26 protein-coding genes and 1 other annotated feature are annotated in these 21,937 nt (G+C 42.3%); of the genes, 1 reads left to right on the top strand and 25 read right to left on the bottom strand.

Annotated elements, in window-relative coordinates; translation table 11 throughout:
- Positions 1–29: 29 nt before the first annotated feature.
- From J2S11_RS17100 to metG, 6 genes are all read right to left on the bottom strand, one after another.
- The gene (locus J2S11_RS17100; protein WP_307396591.1) at positions 30–383 is read right to left on the bottom strand and encodes a DUF2200 domain-containing protein; all 354 of its coding nucleotides are present in this window, start codon (positions 381–383) and stop codon (positions 30–32) included.
- Between the two features lie 104 nt (positions 384–487).
- Entirely contained in the window at positions 488–1,366 is an 879-nt protein-coding gene (gene rsmA / locus J2S11_RS17095; protein ID WP_307396589.1) for a 16S rRNA (adenine(1518)-N(6)/adenine(1519)-N(6))-dimethyltransferase RsmA, read from the bottom strand.
- The gene (gene rnmV, locus J2S11_RS17090; protein WP_307396586.1) at positions 1,353–1,928 is read right to left on the bottom strand and encodes a ribonuclease M5; all 576 of its coding nucleotides are present in this window, start codon (positions 1,926–1,928) and stop codon (positions 1,353–1,355) included. Before rnmV ends, rsmA begins: the two co-directional genes overlap by 14 nt.
- Positions 1,929–1,971: 43 nt before the next feature.
- Positions 1,972–3,042, bottom strand: coding sequence for a 3D domain-containing protein (locus J2S11_RS17085; protein ID WP_307396583.1), 1,071 nt, complete (start codon positions 3,040–3,042; stop codon positions 1,972–1,974).
- Between the two features lie 144 nt (positions 3,043–3,186).
- Positions 3,187–3,957: a TatD family hydrolase gene (locus tag J2S11_RS17080; protein ID WP_307396581.1), complete on the bottom strand. Its 771-nt coding sequence runs from the start codon at positions 3,955–3,957 to the stop codon at positions 3,187–3,189.
- A 97-nt stretch (positions 3,958–4,054) separates the two neighbouring features.
- Complete coding sequence (gene metG, locus J2S11_RS17075) at positions 4,055–6,067, bottom strand: methionine--tRNA ligase (RefSeq protein WP_307396579.1); 2,013 nt, start codon at positions 6,065–6,067, stop codon at positions 4,055–4,057.
- A 119-nt stretch (positions 6,068–6,186) separates the two neighbouring features.
- Positions 6,187–6,424 (bottom strand) — a binding site (T-box leader).
- A 389-nt stretch (positions 6,425–6,813) separates the two neighbouring features.
- Between metG and J2S11_RS17070 the strand changes: the two genes are divergently transcribed.
- Complete coding sequence (locus tag J2S11_RS17070; RefSeq protein WP_307396577.1) at positions 6,814–7,104, top strand: AbrB/MazE/SpoVT family DNA-binding domain-containing protein; 291 nt, start codon at positions 6,814–6,816, stop codon at positions 7,102–7,104.
- A 185-nt stretch (positions 7,105–7,289) separates the two neighbouring features.
- Here J2S11_RS17070 and rsmI read toward each other — a convergent pair whose 3' ends face one another.
- The 19 genes from rsmI to dnaX all read right to left on the bottom strand — a co-directional run bounded on the left by rsmI (position 7,290) and on the right by dnaX (position 21,876).
- Complete coding sequence (rsmI, locus tag J2S11_RS17065; RefSeq protein WP_370875557.1) at positions 7,290–8,198, bottom strand: 16S rRNA (cytidine(1402)-2'-O)-methyltransferase; 909 nt, start codon at positions 8,196–8,198, stop codon at positions 7,290–7,292.
- A gap of 2 nt (positions 8,199–8,200) precedes the next feature.
- Positions 8,201–8,554 carry a GIY-YIG nuclease family protein gene (locus J2S11_RS17060; protein WP_307396575.1) on the bottom strand — a complete coding sequence of 118 codons (354 nt, stop codon included), beginning with the start codon at positions 8,552–8,554 and terminating at the stop codon, positions 8,201–8,203.
- The gene (locus J2S11_RS17055; protein WP_307396573.1) at positions 8,551–9,315 is read right to left on the bottom strand and encodes a tRNA1(Val) (adenine(37)-N6)-methyltransferase; all 765 of its coding nucleotides are present in this window, start codon (positions 9,313–9,315) and stop codon (positions 8,551–8,553) included. The genes J2S11_RS17060 and J2S11_RS17055 overlap by 4 nt, the downstream gene beginning before the upstream one ends.
- Before the next feature lie 129 nt (positions 9,316–9,444).
- Positions 9,445–9,813 (bottom strand): DNA replication initiation control protein YabA, encoded by a 369-nt coding sequence (gene yabA / locus J2S11_RS17050; protein WP_307396571.1) that lies wholly within the window; start codon positions 9,811–9,813, stop codon positions 9,445–9,447.
- A 23-nt stretch (positions 9,814–9,836) separates the two neighbouring features.
- Positions 9,837–10,682, bottom strand: coding sequence for a PSP1 domain-containing protein (locus J2S11_RS17045; RefSeq protein ID WP_307396569.1), 846 nt, complete (start codon positions 10,680–10,682; stop codon positions 9,837–9,839).
- A 6-nt stretch (positions 10,683–10,688) separates the two neighbouring features.
- Complete coding sequence (gene holB / locus J2S11_RS17040; protein WP_307396567.1) at positions 10,689–11,690, bottom strand: DNA polymerase III subunit delta'; 1,002 nt, start codon at positions 11,688–11,690, stop codon at positions 10,689–10,691.
- A 10-nt stretch (positions 11,691–11,700) separates the two neighbouring features.
- Positions 11,701–12,030, bottom strand: coding sequence for a cyclic-di-AMP receptor (locus tag J2S11_RS17035; RefSeq protein WP_307396565.1), 330 nt, complete (start codon positions 12,028–12,030; stop codon positions 11,701–11,703).
- A 38-nt stretch (positions 12,031–12,068) separates the two neighbouring features.
- The gene (gene tmk, locus J2S11_RS17030; RefSeq protein WP_307396563.1) at positions 12,069–12,725 is read right to left on the bottom strand and encodes a dTMP kinase; all 657 of its coding nucleotides are present in this window, start codon (positions 12,723–12,725) and stop codon (positions 12,069–12,071) included.
- Positions 12,726–12,784: 59 nt separating this feature from the next.
- A complete protein-coding gene (locus tag J2S11_RS17025; RefSeq protein ID WP_307396561.1) occupies positions 12,785–14,308 on the bottom strand; it encodes an aminotransferase class I/II-fold pyridoxal phosphate-dependent enzyme in 1,524 nt (507 codons plus the stop codon).
- Between the two features lie 131 nt (positions 14,309–14,439).
- A complete protein-coding gene (locus tag J2S11_RS17020; protein ID WP_307396559.1) occupies positions 14,440–14,664 on the bottom strand; it encodes a sigma factor G inhibitor Gin in 225 nt (74 codons plus the stop codon).
- Positions 14,661–15,995: a DUF2515 family protein gene (locus J2S11_RS17015; protein WP_307396557.1), complete on the bottom strand. Its 1,335-nt coding sequence runs from the start codon at positions 15,993–15,995 to the stop codon at positions 14,661–14,663. Before J2S11_RS17015 ends, J2S11_RS17020 begins: the two co-directional genes overlap by 4 nt.
- A gap of 51 nt (positions 15,996–16,046) precedes the next feature.
- Positions 16,047–16,208, bottom strand: a complete 162-nt coding sequence (locus tag J2S11_RS17010; protein ID WP_307396555.1) for a hypothetical protein — start codon at positions 16,206–16,208, stop codon at positions 16,047–16,049.
- Positions 16,209–16,219: 11 nt separating this feature from the next.
- Positions 16,220–17,368 (bottom strand): AimR family lysis-lysogeny pheromone receptor, encoded by a 1,149-nt coding sequence (locus J2S11_RS17005; RefSeq protein ID WP_307396553.1) that lies wholly within the window; start codon positions 17,366–17,368, stop codon positions 16,220–16,222.
- 95 nt (positions 17,369–17,463) lie between these two features.
- Positions 17,464–17,727, bottom strand: a complete 264-nt coding sequence (locus J2S11_RS17000) for a pro-sigmaK processing inhibitor BofA family protein (RefSeq protein ID WP_307396551.1) — start codon at positions 17,725–17,727, stop codon at positions 17,464–17,466.
- Positions 17,728–17,886: 159 nt separating this feature from the next.
- The gene (locus J2S11_RS16995) at positions 17,887–18,522 is read right to left on the bottom strand and encodes a hypothetical protein (protein ID WP_307396549.1); all 636 of its coding nucleotides are present in this window, start codon (positions 18,520–18,522) and stop codon (positions 17,887–17,889) included.
- 220 nt (positions 18,523–18,742) lie between these two features.
- Entirely contained in the window at positions 18,743–19,021 is a 279-nt protein-coding gene (locus J2S11_RS16990; protein WP_307396547.1) for a DUF2508 family protein, read from the bottom strand.
- 83 nt (positions 19,022–19,104) lie between these two features.
- Entirely contained in the window at positions 19,105–19,701 is a 597-nt protein-coding gene (recR, locus tag J2S11_RS16985; RefSeq protein ID WP_307396545.1) for a recombination mediator RecR, read from the bottom strand.
- A 25-nt stretch (positions 19,702–19,726) separates the two neighbouring features.
- Complete coding sequence (locus tag J2S11_RS16980) at positions 19,727–20,038, bottom strand: YbaB/EbfC family nucleoid-associated protein (RefSeq protein ID WP_307396543.1); 312 nt, start codon at positions 20,036–20,038, stop codon at positions 19,727–19,729.
- Between the two features lie 71 nt (positions 20,039–20,109).
- Positions 20,110–21,876: a DNA polymerase III subunit gamma/tau gene (dnaX, locus tag J2S11_RS16975; RefSeq protein WP_307396680.1), complete on the bottom strand. Its 1,767-nt coding sequence runs from the start codon at positions 21,874–21,876 to the stop codon at positions 20,110–20,112.
- Positions 21,877–21,937 lie beyond the last annotated feature (61 nt).

Below are 21,937 nucleotides of genomic sequence, written 5' to 3'. Positions count from 1 at the left end.
GTTTTATCTCTATAGCATCTCTCTTATAACTATTGCTTTCGCAAAATCTTCTCCATCGCTTTTCCTTTTGCTAGCTCATCGACCAGCTTATCGAGGTAGCGGATTTCTCGCATAGTTGTTTCTTCGATCTCTTCTATTCGGACACCACAGATCACACCCTTGATCAAATTCCGTGATGGATTCATCCCTGGCGCTTCCGCAAAGAAGGTTTCAAAATCTGTTTGTTTTTCCAGTTGGGCTTCAAACTCCTCCTGACTATATCCTGTCAGCCAACGGATGATTTCATCGACTTCTGTCTTCGTCCGGCCTTTTTTCTCCGCTTTCGTAACATAATGGGGATAGACACCTGCGACACTTGTTGTATAAATTCTATGCTTGTTCATGCTCCACCATCCTCCGCTTACCTAGTTTTCATTATTTTATCACGAAATAAAGCCCAGCAACAAAAGTTGCTGGGTATGGCTAGACGGATTGAGCCTTCCACATGCTAAGCCTTTAAAGCCCTTAATACATCGCTCAGCTTAGCAAACTCTTGAATAGACAGTGTCTCTCCCCTACGTTTTCCATCGATGTCTATACGTTCTAAGACAGCCTGCAGCTCTTCCTTAGACATTCTTCCTTCAATAAACGTATGAAGGTTGTTCAGAAGGGTTTTTCTACGCTGAGCAAAGCTCGCTCTGATAAGTCTGAAAAAGTAGTCCTCATCCTGTACTTCTACAAGTGGTTTATCTCTAAGTCGGAGACTAATGACCGCTGAATCGACATTAGGCTGAGGTACAAAAACAGACTTAGGAACAATACGCTCAATACGCGCTTCCGCAAAGTACTGCACAGCGATTGAAAGAGAACCGTAATCCTTGGTTCCCGGCTCTGCAGCGAGGCGCTCTGCCACTTCTTTTTGAATCATTACAACAATTTGTTCAAGGTCTAGCTTAGCTTCTAGAAGATGCATGAGAATAGGCGTAGTAATGTAATACGGCAGGTTGGCCACCACGCTTTTACGAGAGAACTGGCCTAGATGCTCCTCAACTAGCTGTTGTAAGTCAGCCTTCAGAATATCTTGATGAATAATTTGGATGTTGGGGTAGGGAGCTAGGGTTTGAGCTAAAACAGGAACAAGTCTTTGATCAATTTCAAAGGCTAAAACCTTACCAGCGCGCTTGGCTAACTGCTCAGTTAAAGCACCAATTCCAGGTCCAATTTCTATGACGCCCACATCATCGGAAAGCTCTGCAGCCGAAACGATTTGCTCTAAAATTTGACGCTCCACTATAAAGTTTTGTCCTAGGCTTTTTTTGAACATAAAGCCATGCTGAGCCAAAATTTCTTTGGTTCGACTTGGGGTAGCTATGTCATTCTTCTTCATGATCACTGATCTCCTGTTTCACTTCTTCATACTTTTTTTCAAACTCATCCTGAGTGATACGAAACGCCTGCAGGCGCTTTTCAAATTGTTTGGCGTTACAGTAGCCGATCCCCAATCGATCACCTAGCTTTGCTCTAAGCTGCTGTGAGCTAGGCTGACCCACCAAACCATATTTTGAAAGCTGGAACCACGCCATGGTGGTTTCCAGCTTCTCTGTGTTTATCAGCTCTGTGCGCACGTCATACAACGCCTGCCTAATCGCTTCCGGTGTTGCGTGCTCGACACCTATTTTACCCTTTTTAGATAATGCTTTCTCTCGAGGCAAGAAGGCGTGCTTACAGCCTGGCACTGCTTTTGAAATAATCGTACGAATACGATTGCCAGGGTAGTCGGGGTCGGTAAAAATAATAACCCCTCTACGCTGCTGAGCTAATTCGATTCGTTTGAGCACCTCTTCATTGATGGCAGATCCACCCGTCTCTATCGTATCAGCTACGACAGCACGTTGAATATTGGCGGTATCGTCTCTTCCCTCAACGACAATCATCTCTTTTATGTTCATATGAGCTTAATCCTTTACCTCAGGAGACAACTTAGCCTATATTTTACTCTAAAGCTGCCGGCTTGTTCTTCCCGATGATGTACACCTTGTAATTCCTTTTTACACCAAAATTTCTGGCTGTGCTATCACTATCGTAATAAACGTCGATCTTATTCCCCTTTATAGCACCGCCGGTATCCTCGGCTTTACGCAATCCTATATCTTCAATGTATACCCATGTCCCTAAAGGGATTACATTCGGATCTACGGCAATCGTTCGTCCTTCCTCCACTCGTGCTCCTGAGCGAGTAATCCCATACTGAGGATGGTCAGCCGTTTTTCCCGTATGTGCCTCCCCTGCAGAGTAGGCGGTTAACGTTACATCTTCTAAGACAGATCTCGGTGCAAATACGTATCCTCCCCTAGAAACGGAAGCCATCGTGCCTACAGCCACAATTTCATCCTTTTTCTCTTCAATCACATGCGTCTCTACTTTCTCCCGCTGTGTTTGAAAGCCATTTCTGTAGGAAACCTGATAAACATTTTTCCCTAGCCCATCTTTTCCATCTGCAACCTTCTTCTCTTGACCCTGTAGCATGTTTGGGTCGTCTCTGCGAACCGTTTGATAAGGAACCGTAAATTCCTCCTCCTCGGTTGTTTCGTAGACTTCTGCTATTTCGACCCATTGATTTGAATACAGCCTATGATGAGGATCTGGTTTGACTTCAATATTTTCATCCTCAAGCTCTATTCCTTGTTCCTCGATGAATTCTCCAACCGTCTGGGCTGTTGTCCAAACGGATTCCAGTGTTCCATAGCGGATCACTGATAATTGTTTTGCTTGTTTCCACGTGATAGTCATATCTGATTCAAGTTCTGTGTTTAATTCTGGATCTATTTGATCTTGATACGTGTAGGCAATCCCTAGTTTCTGGAGCAATTCCTGGACTGTTTTTGCTTGGGTCGTTACTTGCATCTCGTGTCCGTTCAGATTCACTTGGACATCATACTCCTCGTTGATACTGAACGCTACCAGTGTAAGACAGGCCACGATGAAGCAAGCTACGATGAGAAGCTTTTTGGTATAAGGCTGACTCACCTTACCCCACAGCTTCTTCAAGCTCGAACCTATCATGAATTTATCTCCTCCCTTTCCTGTTGCCCATTCTAACCTAATGGGGAGCAAGCTGTCAAAAAGCTTTTATCGACGGGGAGAATCGACATCGGGATTCCTCTTACTGTTATGTGGGATCATGACAGAGTATGACAGGGCAAAAAACTAGCTGAGACCAAACACCCTTTTTCCATTCTCTAAAGTGATCCGACAAATCTCTTCATAGGAAACTTCTTTAATTTCTGCCATGCTTTGGGCTACGTGCTTGACATAGCTTGACTCATTACGTTTGCCCCGGTAAGGATGTGGTGTTAAATAGGGACTATCCGTTTCAATCAGCAAGCGATCTAACGGGATGTACTTGGCTACCTCTTTTGGTTTTTTTGCATTTTTAAACGTAAGAGGGCCACCAAAGGAAATGTAGAAGCCTAAGTCCAAACACTCCTGAGCAATCTCTACACTTCCTCCAAAACAATGCATAATCCCTCCGACCTGATCCGCCCCTTCTTCTTTAAGGATATCGACCACATCTCGATGAGCGTCACGATCATGGATAATGATCGGCTTCTTCACTCTTTTTGCTAAGGCAATCTGCTGCCTGAATACGTCCTTCTGCACATCTCGAGGGGCATTGTCCCAGTAATAATCCAAGCCCATTTCCCCGATAGCTACGACCTTCGGATGCGTACAAGCCAACTCCTCTATCCAAGATAAATGCTCCTGCGTGAAATCACTCGCATCTTGGGGATGCCAACCAACAGCAGCATAGACAAAGTCATAAGTCTCCGCTAGCTGTAGGGTTGGGGGAATCGTTTCACGATTAAAGCCTACGTTCACAAGCAAGGAAACACCTTCCTCCTGTGCTCGCTGCATCACCTGCTGGCGATCCTCATCAAACGCTTTGTCGTTCAAATGGGTATGAGTATCAAATAGCATGTTAGGCTCCTTTCTAGTATTCGAGTATGAATGTTACCTTGATAACATCGTGTTCGATTATAGAACACAAGAAAATATGATATTTACATGAAGCCCATTATTTTACACTAGAGCCATTAGCCAAATTTTGATCTATTGTCGCTAAGGACAGCTTGCCATCCGCTTTAGCTGCTAAAATCATGCCTTGTGATAGCTCTCCACGAAGCTTGACGGGCTTAAGATTAGTTACAACAATAACCTTTCGTCCCACTAGCTCCTCTGGCTTATAGTATTCGGCAATCCCTGAGACAACCTGACGCTGTTCATAGCCTAAATCAACCTGTAGCTTGAGAAGCTTATCTGCTTTTTTTATAGGCTCTGCTTGAATAATTTCAGCTACTCGTAAATCCACTTTCATGAAATCATCAATAGTAATTTCTTCACTCTGATGCTCTTGTTTTTCGGAGTTATCCTTTTGCGTTGCCTCGTTCGTAGTCTCGTCTTTAACAGGAGCTGAGCCTTGCATCTTAGCTTTAATAAACTCCACCTCTTCTTTAAGGTCTAGGCGTGGGAAAATTGGCTCTCCCTTGACTACTTTTGTGCCTGCTGGAATTTGTCCGAATGATTCTAAGCTAGTCCATGTCTTAAGAGCTTCCTCCTGAACGTTTAGCTGGGCAAAAATCTTGGCTGGTGATTGAGAAAGAAAAGGCTGTAATAGAATAGCAATTCGTCTTAAGGATTCAGCCAAGTGAAACATAACGGCACCGAGCTGCTTTTGATGAGCTGGGTCTTTGGCTAGCGCCCAAGGCTGTGTTTCATCAATGTATTTATTTGTTCGGCTAATAAGCTGCCACAGCGTACTTAAGGCAACAGAAAACTCTAGTTTCTCCATAGCCTCTTCATACGCCTTCACCGTACTCTCATGGGCTTGAACCAGGGCCTTTTCAAACTCTCCTTCTGAGTCTGTATAGGTAGGAATAACCCCATCAAAGTATTTTTCGATCATAGCGATTGTACGATTTAGAAGGTTTCCTAAGTCATTTGCTAAATCAAAGTTAATGCGCTCCACAAAGCCCTCTGGTGTAAAAACCCCATCTGAACCGAAAGGAACTTCGCGTAATAAGTAATAACGCAATGAATCCAGACCGTAACGCTCAATTAAAGTAACGGGATCGACAACATTTCCTTTGGATTTGGACATTTTTCCGTCCTTCATGAGCAGCCAGCCATGAGCAAATACTTGCTTAGGCAAGGGCAAATCTAAGGCCATTAACATGATCGGCCAATAGATTGTGTGGAAGCGTACAATTTCCTTACTCATAAGGTGTACATTCGCCGGCCAGTAGGTTTGGAAATGGGAATCATCCTTGCTTCCGTAGCCTAGCGCGGTAATATAGTTGGACAATGCGTCAATCCATACGTAGACGACATGCTTTGGATTTCCAGGTACTTTAACGCCCCAATCGAACGTTGTGCGGGAAACGGCTAAATCCTCTAAGCCAGGTTTAATGAAGTTGTTGATCATTTCATTTTTACGTGATTCTGGCTTGATAAAATCAGGATTTTCCTCATAATATTTTAATAAACGATCCGCATATTTACTCATCCTAAAGAAATAAGACTCCTCCTTGACCAGTTCAACAGGGTGACCACTGTCAGGGCTTTTAGCGGATATAATCTGACCACCTGCATCCTTTTCTACATCTACTAATTGAGTTTCCGTATAGTAGGTTTCATCAGGTACACTATACCAGCCTTCGTATTCGCCTAAATAAATGTCCCCTTGATCCACAAGCCGCTGGAAAATATCCTGTACGACCGTTTTATGACGCTCCTCTGTTGTACGGATAAAATCATCATTTGTGATCTCTAATCTCTTCCACAGCTCCTTGATACCTGAAGCAATCTCGTCAACGTATTGCTGTGGAGGCTTACCTGCTTTAGCTGCCGCCTGTTCGATTTTTTGTCCATGCTCATCAGTTCCTGTTAAATACCTTACATCATAGCCACGCATTCTTTTATAACGGCTAATGGCATCTCCAGCTACGGTAGTGTACGCATGACCAATGTGTAAATTACCGCTTGGATAATAGATTGGTGTAGTGACATAAAACGTTTTGTTCTGTTCCATCCTAACATCCCCCTAGTTTTCATAAAATTTAAGAAAAGCCTCATTTGAATCGCTTCAGAAGAAGTAACCTAGTCTAGCACTTAGAAGATAATCGCCAAGCACAAAAAAACTCTCATCCCTACTGGGACGAGAGTTGACTCGTGTTACCACCCAAATTCCCTGCTTTTTCACAAAAGCAGGCTCATTCAGTCATAGACTGTCTCCTTAACGCAGAGTAACGTAGAAGCCTTAACGATAGCTCGTCTCGACAACTAACTCTCCCAGACCATTTTCCCTGATTCATTTACACCGGTTTTCAGCTCCCCCGGCTCTCTGTGTTAAATGGCTATCATGTACTTATCTGTTCATTGAGTATGCAAATGTATAAAATAAAAGGACCTTTACCATAGGTTTGCTCTTTCTTAAAGGAAAATATACCTAAGTATCAAGGGTTTTGTCAAGCTTAGGGAGACTTTAGTTAGGAGCTACAGTCTACTTTATCTTCAACCATATAGTTAATTTGTACCAAAAATAAATACCTCCCCCATTAAAACCTTTTGTTTTTCGAAATAGTTTCCGAGTAATATGAGAAAGAAATTTGTCGAATTTTATACTATTTTGTTGTCGATGACCTTTTTCTGTAAAAAAAGTGATTGACTAGTTAGACTATTTGTTGGTATTATGTGGGTAGCAAGATGTCGAAATTTGGCGATCTAGAAAATCAAAAAAGGTACAAATATGAACACTTTGAGAGGAGAAATGAAATTATGTTAAAAAGTACTGGTATTGTACGTAAGGTTGACGAGTTAGGAAGAGTAGTTATCCCTATCGAGCTTCGTCGTACACTTGGCATTGCAGAAAAAGATGCTTTAGAAATTTATGTTGACGGAGAAAAAATCATCTTAAGAAAATACGAGCCTAGAATGGCATGCATGGTTACTGGACATATTAGCGAAGACAATCTTGTTCTTAACGATGGTAAGCTAATCCTTAGCCCTGAAGCTGTTCAGTCTTTATTACCTACGATTGAAAGCTACGCTAAAAAGCATTCATCTTAATTTCTAGAAAGCAAATATATTGGTTTATCCTCAGCTTGTTTAACCGGTTAAATGGAGAAGAACCAAGTATAACCCTCAAGGTACGATGCTTCTAAAGCTTATCGCTTTGTTTCATCCGTAACTCTTAAGGGTTTTTTGCTTTTACTTGCGCCTATTTAATAGGTGTAGGATTTCATTCAAAAAAATTATTCTTCTACATGGTAGCTTTGGTAAACGTCTCGTTTGGGTACATTGCGTTCCTGAGCAACTTGTTTGATTGCTTCCTTGGAGGATTGCCCTTTCTCGATATAGGATTCAACATGCTGTTTTACACTTAAACTCTCCCACCATAGGGCTTCTTTTTCTGCTTCTATGGCTGCTGGGTCAGCTCCCGTCACGATGAGGCAGATCTCTCCTTTTAGCTCGTGATGCTGAACATACTCGGCTAATTCGGTCGTTGTTCCCCGTACATACTCCTCATGCTTTTTGCTTAATTCCCGTGCTAAGGCCACTTGTCGATCACCAAAAACATGATGTATAGCAGCTACAGTTTCCTTGATGCGATGGGGAGCTTCATAAAAAATTAAGGTGTAGGGCTCTGTCTTGATGAGCTCTAGCTGTTCTATTTTCCTTTTTTTATGTCGATCAAGGAATCCGATAAACAAAAACTGATCTGTTTCTACTCCTGACGCTACTAACGCTGTCAAAGCCGCATTAGCTCCAGGGAGTGAAACAACGTTGATCTGCTGTCTAACAGCTTCTTTTACGATATCTGCCCCTGGGTCAGAAATACCTGGCATCCCCGCATCTGTCACAAGAGCAACCTTTTGACCGTTCTCCAAATCACGCAGAATTTTCTCGCCACTTTGTAGTTTGTTATGTTCATGATAGCTTATCATTGGTTTGGATATCTCAAAGTAATGCAACAGCTTTTTCGTATGACGGGTATCCTCTGCCGCTATGTAATCAACATTTTTTAATATTTCTAGGGCTCTATAGGTGATGTCCTCTAGGTTCCCTATGGGTGTTGGTACCAAAAAGAGCGTTCCTTGCTCTGTCATAGAGTCTTGTTTTTCATCGTTCGCTTTCTTCTTATAGCTTGACTGAGACCACATGCTTACCCCTCCTCCCTTCTCGTTCGAAGCGACGTAAATAGCGTAGATTCCGAGAGTTCCTGCTGTTTCCTTTGCTCACGTTGTTCCGGAAGCTCGTTATGCTCATCCTGCAGGGTTTGCTCGATTAACTTTTTCTTGTGATTGGTTGAAAGCTTTTTAATAGCTGCCTCTCTTTGAAGGGCATAGGATTTGTCTCCACACTCCTCTACGTAGACAATCTCAAAAGGTCCTCTGCCTCTAGTATATTTGGCACCCTTGCCTTCCTCATGCCTTTTAAGACGTCTCTGCACATCTGTTGTATATCCGGTGTACAAGCTATGATCCTTACACCTTAGCATATAAACATAGTGCTTCATCCCATCATCTCCATTAGTTCACCACTATATAAACGTTCCATTTCCGGGGTATACGTATTGTTTTCTGTATAGGCTACAAGCGCTGGCATAAGCTTTAAATCAGGCTGACCATCCTTCATACCTTCAATCAGTAGCATATTCGCTTCCTTATCTGCCTTTGGATGAATAAATCGTAAGCGCTTAGGCTCTATTCGATATTGGCGCATCAAAGTTAGGATATCCACTAATCGATTTGGCCTGTGAACCAAAGCCACTCGCCCTCCTTGTCTTACTAACTGGCTAGAGACACGGATTACATCCTCTAACGTGCACATCAGTTCATGTCGAGCAATGGCATAGTGCAGGTTGTCGTGTTGCTTCCCCGTTTGTACGGGCATGTAAGGAGGGTTGCATGTGACTACATCAAATTGACCATAACCTAAACGTGTTGGAGCTTCCTTTAGATCCATATGGTGGAGCTTGATACGATCCTCTAGCCCGTTCATTTGAACACTTCGACTAGCCATATCATACAAGCGTTCTTGAATTTCCACAGCCTCAATCTGACCTTTTGTTCGCTGGCTTAGGAACAGGGGAATCACACCATTTCCAGAGCATAGATCAATTAACCTTCCCTTTTGAATCGGTACGTAAGCAAACTTAGCTAGTAGGACCGCGTCCATGGAAAAGGAAAAAACATCCTTACTCTGGATAATCTTCAGTGCTTCTTCATGTAAAAAGTCTATACGCTCCTTGGGCTGTAACCATTTTTCATCAGACATACTTCTAATCCCTTACTTTCTTTATGTATAGTTTGGCGGTATAATCCTGTGTTATATTCATTTTGGTTTCCATTCAGGTTTCCATTCATCATTTAAAGTGCAAAAAAGAGCCTGTAAAACAGACTCTCTCTACTTATTTAAGAAGGAGAGACAAAACAAGCAGTCTCCTTCTTTACGTATACTTCCGTAATGTAAATTGCAGATATGGAAACCCTCCTGATACAACCTAGCTAGGTTATCGTAGCCCTCTCCAACTCGGAGCGCCTGAGCGTCCTTCTCTGGCGAAGGATTCCCTTTTACTTCTGCTGGGCTGTCCATTTGCTGAGGAATAATCTCCTCCTCTAAGCGTGTGCGCAAATGACCATTCTCAACCAGCAATTCGTGGTTTTCCTCTAGAAGCTGGGTGATATGCTGCTTTAATGTGCCTAATTCCTTATACAATTCGCCAATTTGATTCTCTAGGTGAGAGACGTGTTCAAACAATGCTTTTTTGTCCATACTGTCCACTCCCGTCAGGAGATCTATTCTTCTATATAGCTTGTCTCCTCAAGCGTTTCTGCATTCTGGTGACCAACGATGAGCTCATCAACGGTAAACTCAACAACACGATCTGGGTTTGTCAGTTCAATCTGAACCATCCGTTCGAGAAGATTTAGTCCGACTACCTTCCCTCGTCCTAAGGAAGTTTCTGCTTGTTCACCTAGGTCTGGAAGATCTCGAATCGCCGATTCATATTGATCATTTTCATATTTCAAGCAACACATTAAGCGTCCACATAGACCTGAGATTTTTGCCGGGTTTAAGGATAGGTTTTGATCCTTAGCCATTTTAATTGAAACGGGCTCAAAATCCCCCAAAAAGGAAGAGCAGCACAGAACTCGCCCACAGGGCCCGATTCCACCAAGCATCTTCGCTTCATCACGAACCCCGATCTGCCTCAGCTCAATTCTCGTACGGAAGATGGAGGCCAAATCCTTCACTAGCTCTCGGAAATCAACACGTCCTTCTGCTGTAAAATAAAAAATGACTTTGTTTCGATCAAATGTGTATTCAACGTCTACCAGCTTCATATCCAGTTCATGATTATGGATCTTCTCTAGGCAAACCTGAAACGCTTCCTTCGCCGCAAATTTATTTTCGTCTACCTGCAGCTTATCCTTTTCATTGGCCATACGTAGCACTTTCTTCAAAGGCAGAACAACGTCCCCGTCGTCTACCTGCTTTACTTCTGTTACGGCTCTACCGTATTCTATACCTCTAGACGTTTCCACGATCACAAACTGATCCTTCTGTATAGGCAAAAGCTCAGGGTCAAAGTAATAAATCTTCCCCGCTTTTTTAAAGCGGACCCCCACCACTTGAAACATCTTATTCTATCCCTCCTGTAAACGAATCAGTAACTGCTCCAGAAGCAGCTGTGGATTCACATGAGCATGGAGGCGCTTTTTCGCCCCTAAAATATGCTCGATCCCCTCAGCTATTTTTTCTTTGGACAGATACATGGCTCGCTTCTTCAGACGTTCTGTCTGATCAATATATACGAATTGATCCTCTAGACCAACCTTGCTGTACAATAAATCTTGGTACCATAGGAGTAGTAGCTCTAAGCTTATATCCAGCTGATCTCTTTCCTTAGTTAAAGGTAACCATCTATCCTGGATAAGAGCAAAACCTTGGTGTAAGGAGAAGCCAGTCTCTTCCTGCAATAATTGTATCATTAAGCTTCTTATCTCTGCAAACCATTCGGCTTCACACAAATGAGAAGCTTTTTCCAAATCAGCCGTGATATGGGCCGCACAGCTTGCTAAAGGTAGAGGGTAGGTTTCATGTAGCCGATGAATGAGCTGTTTTGGAGAAGGAGGAGGGAATTTCAGCTCCTGGCATCGAGAAATAATAGTTGGCAGTAGGCGCTGCTTTTGCTCCGTTAGCAGCAAAGCTAACGTCCCGGAATAGGGCTCTTCTAAAAATTTTAGCAGACTGTTCGCCGCTTGGGTTGTCATTCGATCAATATGCTCAATAATGTACACTTTTTTTTGTGTTTCTACACCACGATAGGAGAATTCCCTTTGGAGCTCACGTATCTGTTCGATCTTTAGGCTTGACCCGTCTGGAGCAAGCCAATGAATATCTGGATGATTACCATGCTCAATCCGTTTACATTCCACACAATGTCTACATGGAGTAAATTCTGTTTGAGCCGTTGCTGAAGGGCAGAAAAGAGCCTGTGTCATATACAAAGCTAGCTCCTTCTTCCCTGACCCACTTCTTCCAACAAAAAGATACGCATGAGCCAGCCGATCCTTCCGTAGGATACGACTGACCCATTGCTTCAGTCTGTCATGCTGTTCATTTATTATTTCCGTTGGTAAAGACATGATATCACCCTTAAAATTGTTCAAACTGTTCGACAGGGACAATAAAAACAGTGGCCCCCCCTACCTGAATCTCAACGGGATATGGTACATAGGAGTCCGCATTTCCTCCCATTGGTGAAACAGGAGCAACTAATTGCTCGCGCGATTGACAATTTAGTTTAATAATTTCCAAAACGGCATCCGTCTTATCATCATCTACTCCAATTAAAAAGGTAGAGTTCCCCGCCTTTAAAAATCCTCCTGTACTAGCTAGCTTTGTAGCGCGAAATTCAGCCTTCACTAAAGCGTTAGATAAACGGTTGCTATCCTTATCCTGAACAACAGCGATGATCAATTTCATAAAACACGCACCTCCTAAAATGTTAGATTAATATCATATTATGAATGTGAGTCTGTCCTTGCTTTTATAAGGTTTAGTAAATCCTGGACAATGAGCTGATGGATGCTTTCAATCGATTGATTTCCGTCAATAAGCATGATTCGTTGATGCTGCTTTGCTAACGTTTGAAAGCCTTGGCGTACTCTGGCGTGGTACTCCAGCTCCTTCTGCTCGATTCGATCGAGCTCCTGAGTAAACTCTTGGGTCGTTCTAGTATTCATTCTCTCTCGGCTCAGCTCCGGGGCTACATCAATCATGTATGTCCGATCTGGTGTTAAACCGCCTGTGGCAAAATCATTAATCTGCTGAACAGTCTGCTCTCCGAAGCCTAGTCCAAAGCCTTGGTAAGCGATGCTGGCATCGACAAACCTGTCACAAAGAACCATCTTCCCTTGTTCCAGGGCTGGCTTAATCTTCTCCTGTACGTGCTGAGCGCGTGAGGCGGCATAAAGCAAAACCTCTGTCTGTTCAGCCATTTCTGGGTGTTCAGGGTCTAGCACGATCCGACGAATCTGATCACTGATGGCTGTTCCACCTGGTTCACGGGTCGTTAACACATCATACAGCTGAGCGTTAAGGTAGCTAGCCATTCGTTGAAGCTGAGTTGATTTTCCTGAGCCATCAGGTCCTTCAAAGGTAATAAACAATCCACGCAACGTTCAAAATCCTCTCTGCCTAAGTTTTAGCACACGATCATTAATCTGTTTTACTCTGTTCATTCATTATACTGGATTCCCTGCTTAACGACTAGTAGGCTGTTGAAATCTACTGGTTTTCCTTGAAAATAAGCTCCCTGCTGCTGCAGGCGATAAATGTCCTCAAGCAGCTCCTCCGTGATCAGCTCATTTGGTAAACAGATCGGAATCCCTGGTGGATAAGGAATCAGCATCTCAGCTGCTCGTCTATCTACGGCGCGGTCTAAGGAAATGATTTCTACATCTTTCTTTTTATATTTCCTTATTTGTAGGGTTTTAATCTTTTTCTTACCGTAAACAAGCTCCCCTTCTAGTTGTAAACTCTCTTTCTTTGAGCTCTTTTCCTTCGTTCCCTCGATTTCTTTAGTTAGCTTATGTCTACTTTCTTTATTATATCTATTCTCTTGGACGATCCGCTTCAATGCTTGCACCAGTCTTGTCTTCCACTCTTCCTCCGATTGTAGGGGGAGGGTGAGTAATATGTTATGTGAATCGGCTAGCTCTACGTAAATTTGCTCTTCCTCTAACAGATCCCGCAATCCATAACCAGAGAGACTCTGTTCGAGCTGAATAGTCAATTTAAAAGGATCAGACGTATACTGCCCGTCCTTTCGCTCTACTGGGGATAGGATGACACCAGGAATTTCACTTAGCTTCTGCCGTAATTCAAGTATGTTCTGTAGCATGTTCTCCCAGTCGGACGAAGACAGGTTTTGAACGAAATTTCGGGCTAAATCAAGAGACGCTAATAACGGATAGGAAGGGCTACTAGATTGTAGGCTGGCCAAATAGTACTCCACATCCTCCCGCTCCACGCGGTTCCCTTGAATATGAAGCATGGAGGTCATCGTCATCGAGCTAAGCATCTTGTGTGTAGACTGCACACTAGCATCCGCTCCTAGCTGCATTCCAGAAGGGGGAAGAGAAGGGTGTTGACCGAAATGGGCACCGTGTGCCTCATCCACTAGAACGATGCAATCATGCTCCTGGCAAAGCTGGATGATAGGGGACAGCTCTGGTGGGATCATGCCATAATAATTAGGCGAGGTTAGCATGATGGCTTTTGCTTGGGGGTATAGCTCCAAAGCAGCTTTCACCTCTAGCTTCGTTAAGCCTATAGGTACATGAAAAGTAGGACAGATTGTGGGCTCTATTAAAACAGCCTCTACTTCTAGTAGAGCTAGGGAATTAAAAACAGATTTATGACTATTTCTCTGGACAAGCACCTGATCGCCACGCTCTAGCACGGCAAACAGCATCGCCATATTTCCTACAGTACTTCCATTCACTAAAAAGTAGCTCTGATCAGCAAAGAAGGCTTCTGCCGCTAAACGCTGTGCTTCGGCAATCATTCCCTGCGGGTGATGAAGATCATCCAGCTCTCCTACTTCTGTCACATCTAAGCGAAGCATCGGAGCAAAATAGGGTTTATGTTCTGCTGATAGAATAGCCTGACCCTTATGCCCAGGTACATGAAATCGAACAGGGTCTTGCTGGTTAAATTCTAAAAGTCCTTCCATGATGGGAGCTCTATTTACTTTCATCGCTTTGGCACCTCACTATGTATCATATATACTATCTACCTTTAAGCTTATAAATTCTGATAGTACAAACAAAAAACAGAGGCAATGTAGCTGCTCTCTGTTTATTTTACCATGGTCCTTCTACTCTTCGCTTACGCATTTTCTTTTAACCATATCTTCTTCATTTGTTTGATAAAAAACGGATATTTTTCATCTGTAACATCTGTAAGAACCATCTCAGCTTCACAGCGCTGACAGATAAATTGATCTCCGATATGGATGCCTAATTCACTTGGTGTAGAGCACACGATACATGATACCAACGGATCGGTAGGGGGTATATGACCTGAATGTGCGGCTCTTTTTACCTGTTTCATCGCTCTTGACGTCCTCCTTTTACTCTCTTGTTGCTAAAAGTATTAGCTTCTTTGCGCTTTTTCATACCTACCCACTGTATCTTGGACGAAGGAGTTAGCTTTTCTTTTACAACGATAGCAGCTTCTATTCTATTTAATGCAAAAAAACACTCATTGGTCATATCAAAGGGTTGGTCTTTTTTCGAGGCAAACCAAGATTTTTTAACATCACCCTTATACCAATCTCCTCTTTCTGCTGGATTATGTGTTTGATCCTTCCATACCTGTTCGAGTTTAGGGCTGAATATAAGGGGCATATGAGCATGTAATTTGTTCTTTTTTAAGTGAAAATGATAGGGGGCATAAGCAATTGCATCCAGCTGGGTAGCTGTAAAAAGATGTGGCCAGTAATCAGAGCGTGAACCCGTATGATTTGTTTGTCGCAGCCAAGATTGAATGTCTTTGCTAACATCAACTCGTTCAAAAAGGATTGTATATAATGTTTTGCCTACAGCTATTCGCTCTTTGATCTGTGTGAAGTCCCTTAGGATGGCTCCTGCTAATCTATGCGGAGCAGATTGCACCCTTATTCCCTGATGACCAGCTGAAGGATGTTCAACACTTGAAGGTTGTTTTGACGCACAGGGAAAATAAACGTGATTAAAATGAAGAAAGGATTGGAGCAGAAAAGTAAATTTGTGTAGGACATGAGATTGATAAAAAGAATCTTGGACCACTCGATGTTCAATATAATTCTGCTCATTATGGATGAGTGCAAACGCTAATAGCTTGGAAAGGTAGGCGCTGGCAGATTGTCTGGATAGCTTCCAAAACCAGGGCCAGACAATCTGCATGAAGGAAGAAACATGGAAATGGGGGAGAAGGTGAAACAATGCTTGATTTCTTCGTTTGCTTTCCTCATAAAGTAAAAGCTGAGGATATGCATCCTGAAATATAAGCCAGTTACAGCGCTCTAATAGTTGGAAATAAAATAGACTATCCTTTTGGGTCAGTAGCCTGGGGAGCATTTCCCCTTTCAGGTCAGTCATATTCCAGCCTGCATTTCTAGAAACAGCATGAGCTAGAAGAGACCAATGAATTTCAGGGTATTGGAGATATACGCTCAAATAAGCTTTTGTCCTAGACACGTTATTGACATTATGCAAGCTCGTTTGATCTTTAATCTGTTGCACAAGTCTCTTATCTTCGTCCTTCAAATCCGCTACGAAGGAATGAGCTACAGACTGTTGATTGGCAGAAGTGGAAGCAGCTCGCAAGGAGGCTGTGGAAAGCTTTCCGTATAGATCTCGCACATACTGATTAAATAAAGAGCTTTTATTGTGCTTTTTCATAGGCTGCTACGCTCCTTATAATAGGAAAAGCTACGATTCTTTCTTTAAGGATTATACAAAATCATTATTTTGTTGATAGGCTAACTGTTGTAAATTGTTCATGATGGTAGGATTAACGACAGAGTTAGGCTCAGCTGATACCGTTCCAGCAAATAAACATATTCCTGCTAGTACCGTGTAGCCCGCTATCCATTTTTTCACTGATTGCTTCACATGATCTACTCCTAGTTTGAAAAAATTTTAATAAGAATGGCATTTTCATTCATTCGCTTAAGCTCATCAATCGGTAGCCTTCTATGGAACGCGTCACCAGCCCTTCTAAAATAATCAACGGAATGGTAGAAAGCATCCTTTTCTCCACTTAACAACCCTTGAAAGTAGTAATAGAAGCCTTTGCTCCAGTTAGACAAATCTTTGACATCTATCTCGTCCATGACTTGTTTGGCCTGGTCTGTTTCCCTAAGCTGAATTAAATAATAAATATATTCTGTCTTTTCCTTATGTCCTTTAAGCTCAAAAGGGAAATCTCTCTCGATTCTCCAATAGGACTGAATAAAGGAAAGGGTGAGCTGAGAGGAGTAGGCAAGTGTCTCATTGTTATTTTCGATGAAGGATTTGTACGCTAAGCTAAGATACTGATTAGCCTTCTTATAATCCTCAAATAGGTAGGAATGACCTAAATGATGAAACGCTAAAGCTTTCACATGTGGAAAATAATGTTGGTTGATCACTAAGTGACTGTAGTGTCTTGCCTTAGGTATATCATTCCCATAAAGAGTAGCATAATTCATAATTAAGCCTACGCGAATGTTCAAGCAGTTTTGCATAAAGGAGCTTTTAACGTTAGCAATGCTTATTTCAATGTCTTTCATGTATAGCTTTAAGCTCTGATAATCGTTAAGCTCAACAAAAATATACGCTTTAATAATCGTTTTTAGAATTTGTACCTCTAGCTGCTTAGGATTAAAGATCTCAATTTGCTTTAGAAGCTCTAGAGGATGAAGCTGCTGCTGATTTTGTATACGTGTAAAACGATATAAGGTGGCCCACTCTTTATCGATCGGGTTACTTGAGCTGGCCAATATGTCTATGATTTGCTCACAATGTGCCGGTAGGCGATTCATGGTACAATATTCGAGAGCATATCTTGCATTTCTGGATTTTTGAGTGAGTACATACTCCTGCATCAGCTCTTTTTCTTGGTCAGGAAATAGTAGCTTGACGATTTTTAGAGCTGATTCAAAATTTAACTCTTCATACCCATGCAGGTATCTAGAAATGGTTGATTCATTGACACCAGCCACCTGAGATAATACTCTTTGGCCAATGTCTTCTCTTTGTTCAAGAGCATGAAGAATTTTTTTGGGGAGCATCCGTCCTTCCTCCTTTACGCCACTATATTCCTGGTCAATTTTTTCACATTTTTGACTTAAGATTACAAGAATAAGGAGGCTTGGTCAAGAACCAATCAAAGGATAAATAGCTTGATGCAAACGAGTCCCAAAATTCCAGGTACCCCTAATAGCCCTGCCATGGCCACGGTGATTAGATTAAGCGGGATCTGAAAACCGTACCCTCCAGCAAAAAGGTTAATGACAAACAAAGCAAGAGCCCCAAGAGTAATCTCAATCATGCGTCTGCCTATCCAGCGTATAGGGCCGGCTTTAACCTGTGTCATCATCACCATAATGAAAGCTCCTACTCCAATCAACACCATTTGCCATATGTTCATTCGCTTGTCCTCCTTCACAGCACGGCTTGTCTGCTCTTATTTGCTTCTATATCTATGCTGGGGAGCTAAGGGCTAGAACAAGAAAAGAAGCCTACTTAACGGGAATAAATCCCTTCCAGTAGACTTCTTCAACGATTCCAGGTCTATGATTCATTGAAGCTATTCAACAACAGAAGCTGGTTTCTTTTTATTTTGTCCTGCATCTCTGACAACCTTACTAAACTCTTCAACTGTAAGGTTCTGCAAATGTGCTAAATGTTCGTCTGTCCCTACATACGAAACTCGTCCTTCTTCCACTTTCCATATCCCTTTTTCATCATGATAGGGCCAATAGTCGCCCCATGTCGTTTTCATTAATAATAAAATATATTCTTCTCCTTCGTTTACTAACTTACTAGCACCAATTTGCTCCAAAATTGAACCATGCTGTAAAAAGGTAATCTTATCTTTTCCAATATCACCATACATAACTTCATTAACCATAACTGTAGATGGAGTGACTGGAAAATTAAAATCAATTTTGGGGGTGATATTTGTATTTTGTTCGTACGATTCCTCTTGTTCTAATACCGTACCATAAATGACGGCATCAACAAACCACATTTCTTCTTCTAAGCTTTCTAGAGGAATTGTAAATCCGCCATCACTATGATTAACATGTTGCTTTTTTCTCTCAGAATCATAAGAGTAATGATCTTCCTCAATATTCATGGCACTATTTCCAAAGACTATAACTACTCCTAACACAGCACTGATCAATACAGACCCTGATATAATAAGTATTTTTTTCTTCAATATTCTCACATCCACATTTTTATTACTTCGTTTAATTGTTCACCTTCTCCTATTCAATTATCATGATCTGATTCACTAAATGGGGACTCGTTATATATAACGACTTTAAAATATGGGGAAAGTTTCAAATAATATGGGATTTTATTATTTTTTGGATTTTCCTTCAAACACAAAAAAGAAGCACATAGCTGTGCTCCTTCAGCTTAACTTATTATTCTCCTCATTGTTGAGAATACAAAGTTTGAGTCTCTAGCTTTCGTTTGTGACTTAATTCCTGAAACTCAAAGTACCACCGATTCACATACTCTCTCTGGCGGGCCTGCCTAAGTAAATAACTGTATCTGATCTCAGCTAATAGCTTTGGAATCTGCGCTTCAAAGCTATCCTCATCACAGATTCTCCAAGCTTGAATCTCCGACCATTTCTTACGTGCTTCTTCTATGCTTGCAATCAACCGATACTGCTCATTATCTGCGATATTTTTCCTCCTCCAAAACATACGACCTCCCCCTTACATTCCCTAGTGTATGTAAGAGTAGGACAAAACATGATGGAATCTTTGAGCTTAGGGAAAGAGATCATTTAAATCTCTCTTCTACCCTCTAACGCTTTCATAAGGGTTACTTCATCAGCATATTCTAAATCTCCACCAACAGGAAGACCATGGGCGATCCTCGTCACCTTTAAACCGAATGGCTTAATAAGCTTGGAAATATACATAGAAGTAGCTTCTCCCTCAATGGTTGGGTTTGTAGCAAGAATAATTTCCTGAACCTCTTCATTTTCTAAGCGTTTGAGGAGCTCAGGTATTTTAATATCCTCTGGACCGATCCCCTCCATAGGGGAAATGGCTCCATTTAACACATGATACAAGCCTTGAAATTCCTTTGTCCGTTCCATAGCAATGACATCCTTAGGATCCTGGACAACACAAATAACAGATTGGTCACGGTGCTTATCCATACAGATTCGACAAGGATCTATATCCGTAATATTGCAGCAAACGGTACAATACGTTAGATTACGCTTTGCGTTGACGAGAGCCTTTCCTAAATCTAACACGTCATCTTCCTTCATACTTAGGACGAAAAACGCCAGACGACCTGCCGTTTTCGGACCGATGCCTGGCAATTTCATAAAGCCTTCAATTAATTTTGATATTGGTTCTGGGTAATACACGGATGTGGCCCCCTTTGTTCACGGGTTAGAATAATCCAGGGATATTCATGCCCCCTGTAAATTTACCCATGTCCTTAGCAACTAGGTCATCAACCTGCTTAAGGGCATCGTTTAGAGCAGCGAGCACTAGGTCTTGCAGCATTTCTACATCGTCAGGATCAACAGCCTCTGGCTTAATCGTAATATCTAAAATTTCTTTATGACCAGTAGCAGTAATCGTCACCATGCCTCCTCCAGCTGTTCCGGTTACTGTTTTTTCCTTTAGCTCCTCCTGAGCCTGCTGCATTTGCTTTTGCATTTTTTGAACCTGCTTCATCATATTTCCCATATTTTTCATCGTTCATTTCCTCCTAAGCTATTGTTTATTTCTTAAGATCTAGATTAAGCCACATCATCAGTAGATGAACATCACTCTTCCTCTGAGGAAATAATTTCAACTAGATCCTCACCCACAAGCTTAACCGCTTCCTCTACAACAACATCGTCCTGCTCTTGTTGCTCACTCTTCTCCTGAGGTCGACCTTCTCCTCGCTGCTCCTTGATAAACTGTTGTTTGACTTCATCCCATTCATTATACATAATTGTGATCATTTTCGCAGTTGATTTCATCTGCCTATGAATCACTTCTTCAATCATTTCTCGGTGCTGTTCTTCCTCTGAAGTATTGCGATGAAATTCATTTTTAAAGGCTAGAATGAAAAAGTCCTCTGAGCAAGCTACAGGCTCGCAATCACTTAACAGTGCTTTGAGTACTATTTTTTTCTTTTTGACTTCCTCAAGGATAATCTGCCACTGCTCTGTCAGTTGTATGAGAGTGGGTTTACTTGCTTTTTTCAGCATGTCTACTAGCTTATCTGTAGAGAGCTGGATCGGCTTTGCCCTTTTCTTCGCTTTCAAATCTATAGTACCTGAATCAGAACCGCTATTCGGTGATCCACCTGTTTGTTGGACTTGCTGTAGACGTTTTTCTAATTCATTCACTTTGGCTTCCAAGCGTTGAAGGGTCTCTGGTGATCCCGCCCCTTGTAAATTCTCCTGCATGCTGTTTGGACCAGCAGCACCCTTTTCATTCTCTACAACAAGAGGAGAAGCCGAGACTTCCACGCTCTGAATGCTGGCAATCTCTAAAAATACACGTGGATGATTCGTCCACTTCATTTCCTGCTGGACATAGCTTAATCTTTCTACAGAGCGAACAAGCTGATCCTTAGAATACTGCTTTGCCTTATGCTTAAAGTCCTCTGTCAGCTGGACACGCTCTAGCAGGTTCTCTAGGTCAGCAGACGTTTGATAGAGTAGCATATCCCGGAAGTATAGGATAAGATCCTCCACCAGTCTTGTCGGCTCCTTTCCTTGCTCTAGCAAGACGTGAATGCTTCGTATGGCTTCGTCGACTCGTCCTCCAAGCATCGCATCGGCTAAAGTGGCAAGAGCCTCTTGAGAAACAGCTCCAGTAACCATTAATACATCATCTAATGTAACCCCAGCTTCCGCGAAGGAGGAAGCTTGATCAAGAAGACTGAGAGCATCCCTCATTCCCCCTTCAGCAACCTGAGCCAATAGTTGCAGGGCAGCAGTCTCAATCTCTATCTTCTCCTGCTCACAAACACGCTGAAGGTGATGGGCAATGGCCGATTTTGAAATCCGTCGGAAATCAAAGCGCTGACAGCGTGAGATAATCGTGAGCGGAATTTTATGCGGTTCTGTAGTAGCTAGGATAAACATAACATGGGCAGGTGGTTCCTCAAGTGTTTTAAGTAAAGCGTTAAACGCACCCTGCGTTAGCATATGAACCTCATCAATAATGTATACTTTCATTCTCACCTCTGTAGGAGAGAATCTTACTTTATCACGAATATCTCGAATTTCATCCACACCGTTATTGGAGGCGGCATCGATTTCTACGACATCAACAACACTGCCTCGTGTAATACCCAAACAGCTAGCACATTCATTGCAAGGTTCAGCAACAGGTGCTTTTTCACAGTTAACGGCCTTAGCTAAAATTTTGGCTGTTGATGTCTTTCCTGTTCCCCTAGGTCCATTAAATAAGTAGGCGTGAGAGCAGTTATTTTCAATCAGAGCGTTTTGTAAAGTTTTGGTGATATGCACCTGATCCACAACGTCAGCAAATCCCTGTGGTCGCCATGCTCGATATAACGCTTGGTGCTTCATCAAGATCCAGCTCCATTCCTTACGATTCGAACGTTTCGCTAAGCTCTATGTTCCATAGAGA

This window comes from Bacillus horti (assembly GCF_030813115.1).
Lineage (GTDB): Bacteria > Bacillota > Bacilli > Caldalkalibacillales > JCM-10596 > Bacillus_CH > Bacillus_CH horti.
This window is presented reverse-complemented; position numbering and strand designations above follow the sequence as displayed.

Coding starts and splice junctions, on each gene's coding strand:
- J2S11_RS17085 (WP_307396583.1), bottom strand. CDS start 3,042: ATGATAGGTTCGAGCTTGAAGAAGCTGTGGGGTAAGGTGAGTCAGCCT.
- rsmI (WP_370875557.1), bottom strand. CDS start 8,198: ATGTGGTCTCAGTCAAGCTATAAGAAGAAAGCGAACGATGAAAAACAA.
- metG (WP_307396579.1), bottom strand. CDS start 6,067: ATGGAACAGAACAAAACGTTTTATGTCACTACACCAATCTATTATCCA.
- J2S11_RS17070 (WP_307396577.1), top strand. CDS start 6,814: ATGTTAAAAAGTACTGGTATTGTACGTAAGGTTGACGAGTTAGGAAGA.
- J2S11_RS17055 (WP_307396573.1), bottom strand. CDS start 9,315: ATGTCTGATGAAAAATGGTTACAGCCCAAGGAGCGTATAGACTTTTTA.
- rnmV (WP_307396586.1), bottom strand. CDS start 1,928: ATGAACATAAAAGAGATGATTGTCGTTGAGGGAAGAGACGATACCGCC.
- J2S11_RS17060 (WP_307396575.1), bottom strand. CDS start 8,554: ATGAAGCACTATGTTTATATGCTAAGGTGTAAGGATCATAGCTTGTAC.
- J2S11_RS17025 (WP_307396561.1), bottom strand. CDS start 14,308: ATGAAAGTAAATAGAGCTCCCATCATGGAAGGACTTTTAGAATTTAAC.
- holB (WP_307396567.1), bottom strand. CDS start 11,690: ATGTCTTTACCAACGGAAATAATAAATGAACAGCATGACAGACTGAAG.
- J2S11_RS17080 (WP_307396581.1), bottom strand. CDS start 3,957: ATGCTATTTGATACTCATACCCATTTGAACGACAAAGCGTTTGATGAG.
- J2S11_RS16980 (WP_307396543.1), bottom strand. CDS start 20,038: ATGAAAAATATGGGAAATATGATGAAGCAGGTTCAAAAAATGCAAAAG.
- J2S11_RS17015 (WP_307396557.1), bottom strand. CDS start 15,995: ATGAAAAAGCACAATAAAAGCTCTTTATTTAATCAGTATGTGCGAGAT.
- J2S11_RS17000 (WP_307396551.1), bottom strand. CDS start 17,727: ATGAACATATGGCAAATGGTGTTGATTGGAGTAGGAGCTTTCATTATG.
- J2S11_RS16990 (WP_307396547.1), bottom strand. CDS start 19,021: ATGTTTTGGAGGAGGAAAAATATCGCAGATAATGAGCAGTATCGGTTG.
- J2S11_RS17035 (WP_307396565.1), bottom strand. CDS start 12,030: ATGAAATTGATCATCGCTGTTGTTCAGGATAAGGATAGCAACCGTTTA.
- J2S11_RS17005 (WP_307396553.1), bottom strand. CDS start 17,368: ATGCTCCCCAAAAAAATTCTTCATGCTCTTGAACAAAGAGAAGACATT.
- J2S11_RS17045 (WP_307396569.1), bottom strand. CDS start 10,682: ATGTTTCAAGTGGTGGGGGTCCGCTTTAAAAAAGCGGGGAAGATTTAT.
- J2S11_RS17020 (WP_307396559.1), bottom strand. CDS start 14,664: ATGAAACAGGTAAAAAGAGCCGCACATTCAGGTCATATACCCCCTACC.
- dnaX (WP_307396680.1), bottom strand. CDS start 21,876: ATGAAGCACCAAGCGTTATATCGAGCATGGCGACCACAGGGATTTGCT.
- rsmA (WP_307396589.1), bottom strand. CDS start 1,366: ATGAAGAAGAATGACATAGCTACCCCAAGTCGAACCAAAGAAATTTTG.
- J2S11_RS17100 (WP_307396591.1), bottom strand. CDS start 383: ATGAACAAGCATAGAATTTATACAACAAGTGTCGCAGGTGTCTATCCC.
- yabA (WP_307396571.1), bottom strand. CDS start 9,813: ATGGACAAAAAAGCATTGTTTGAACACGTCTCTCACCTAGAGAATCAA.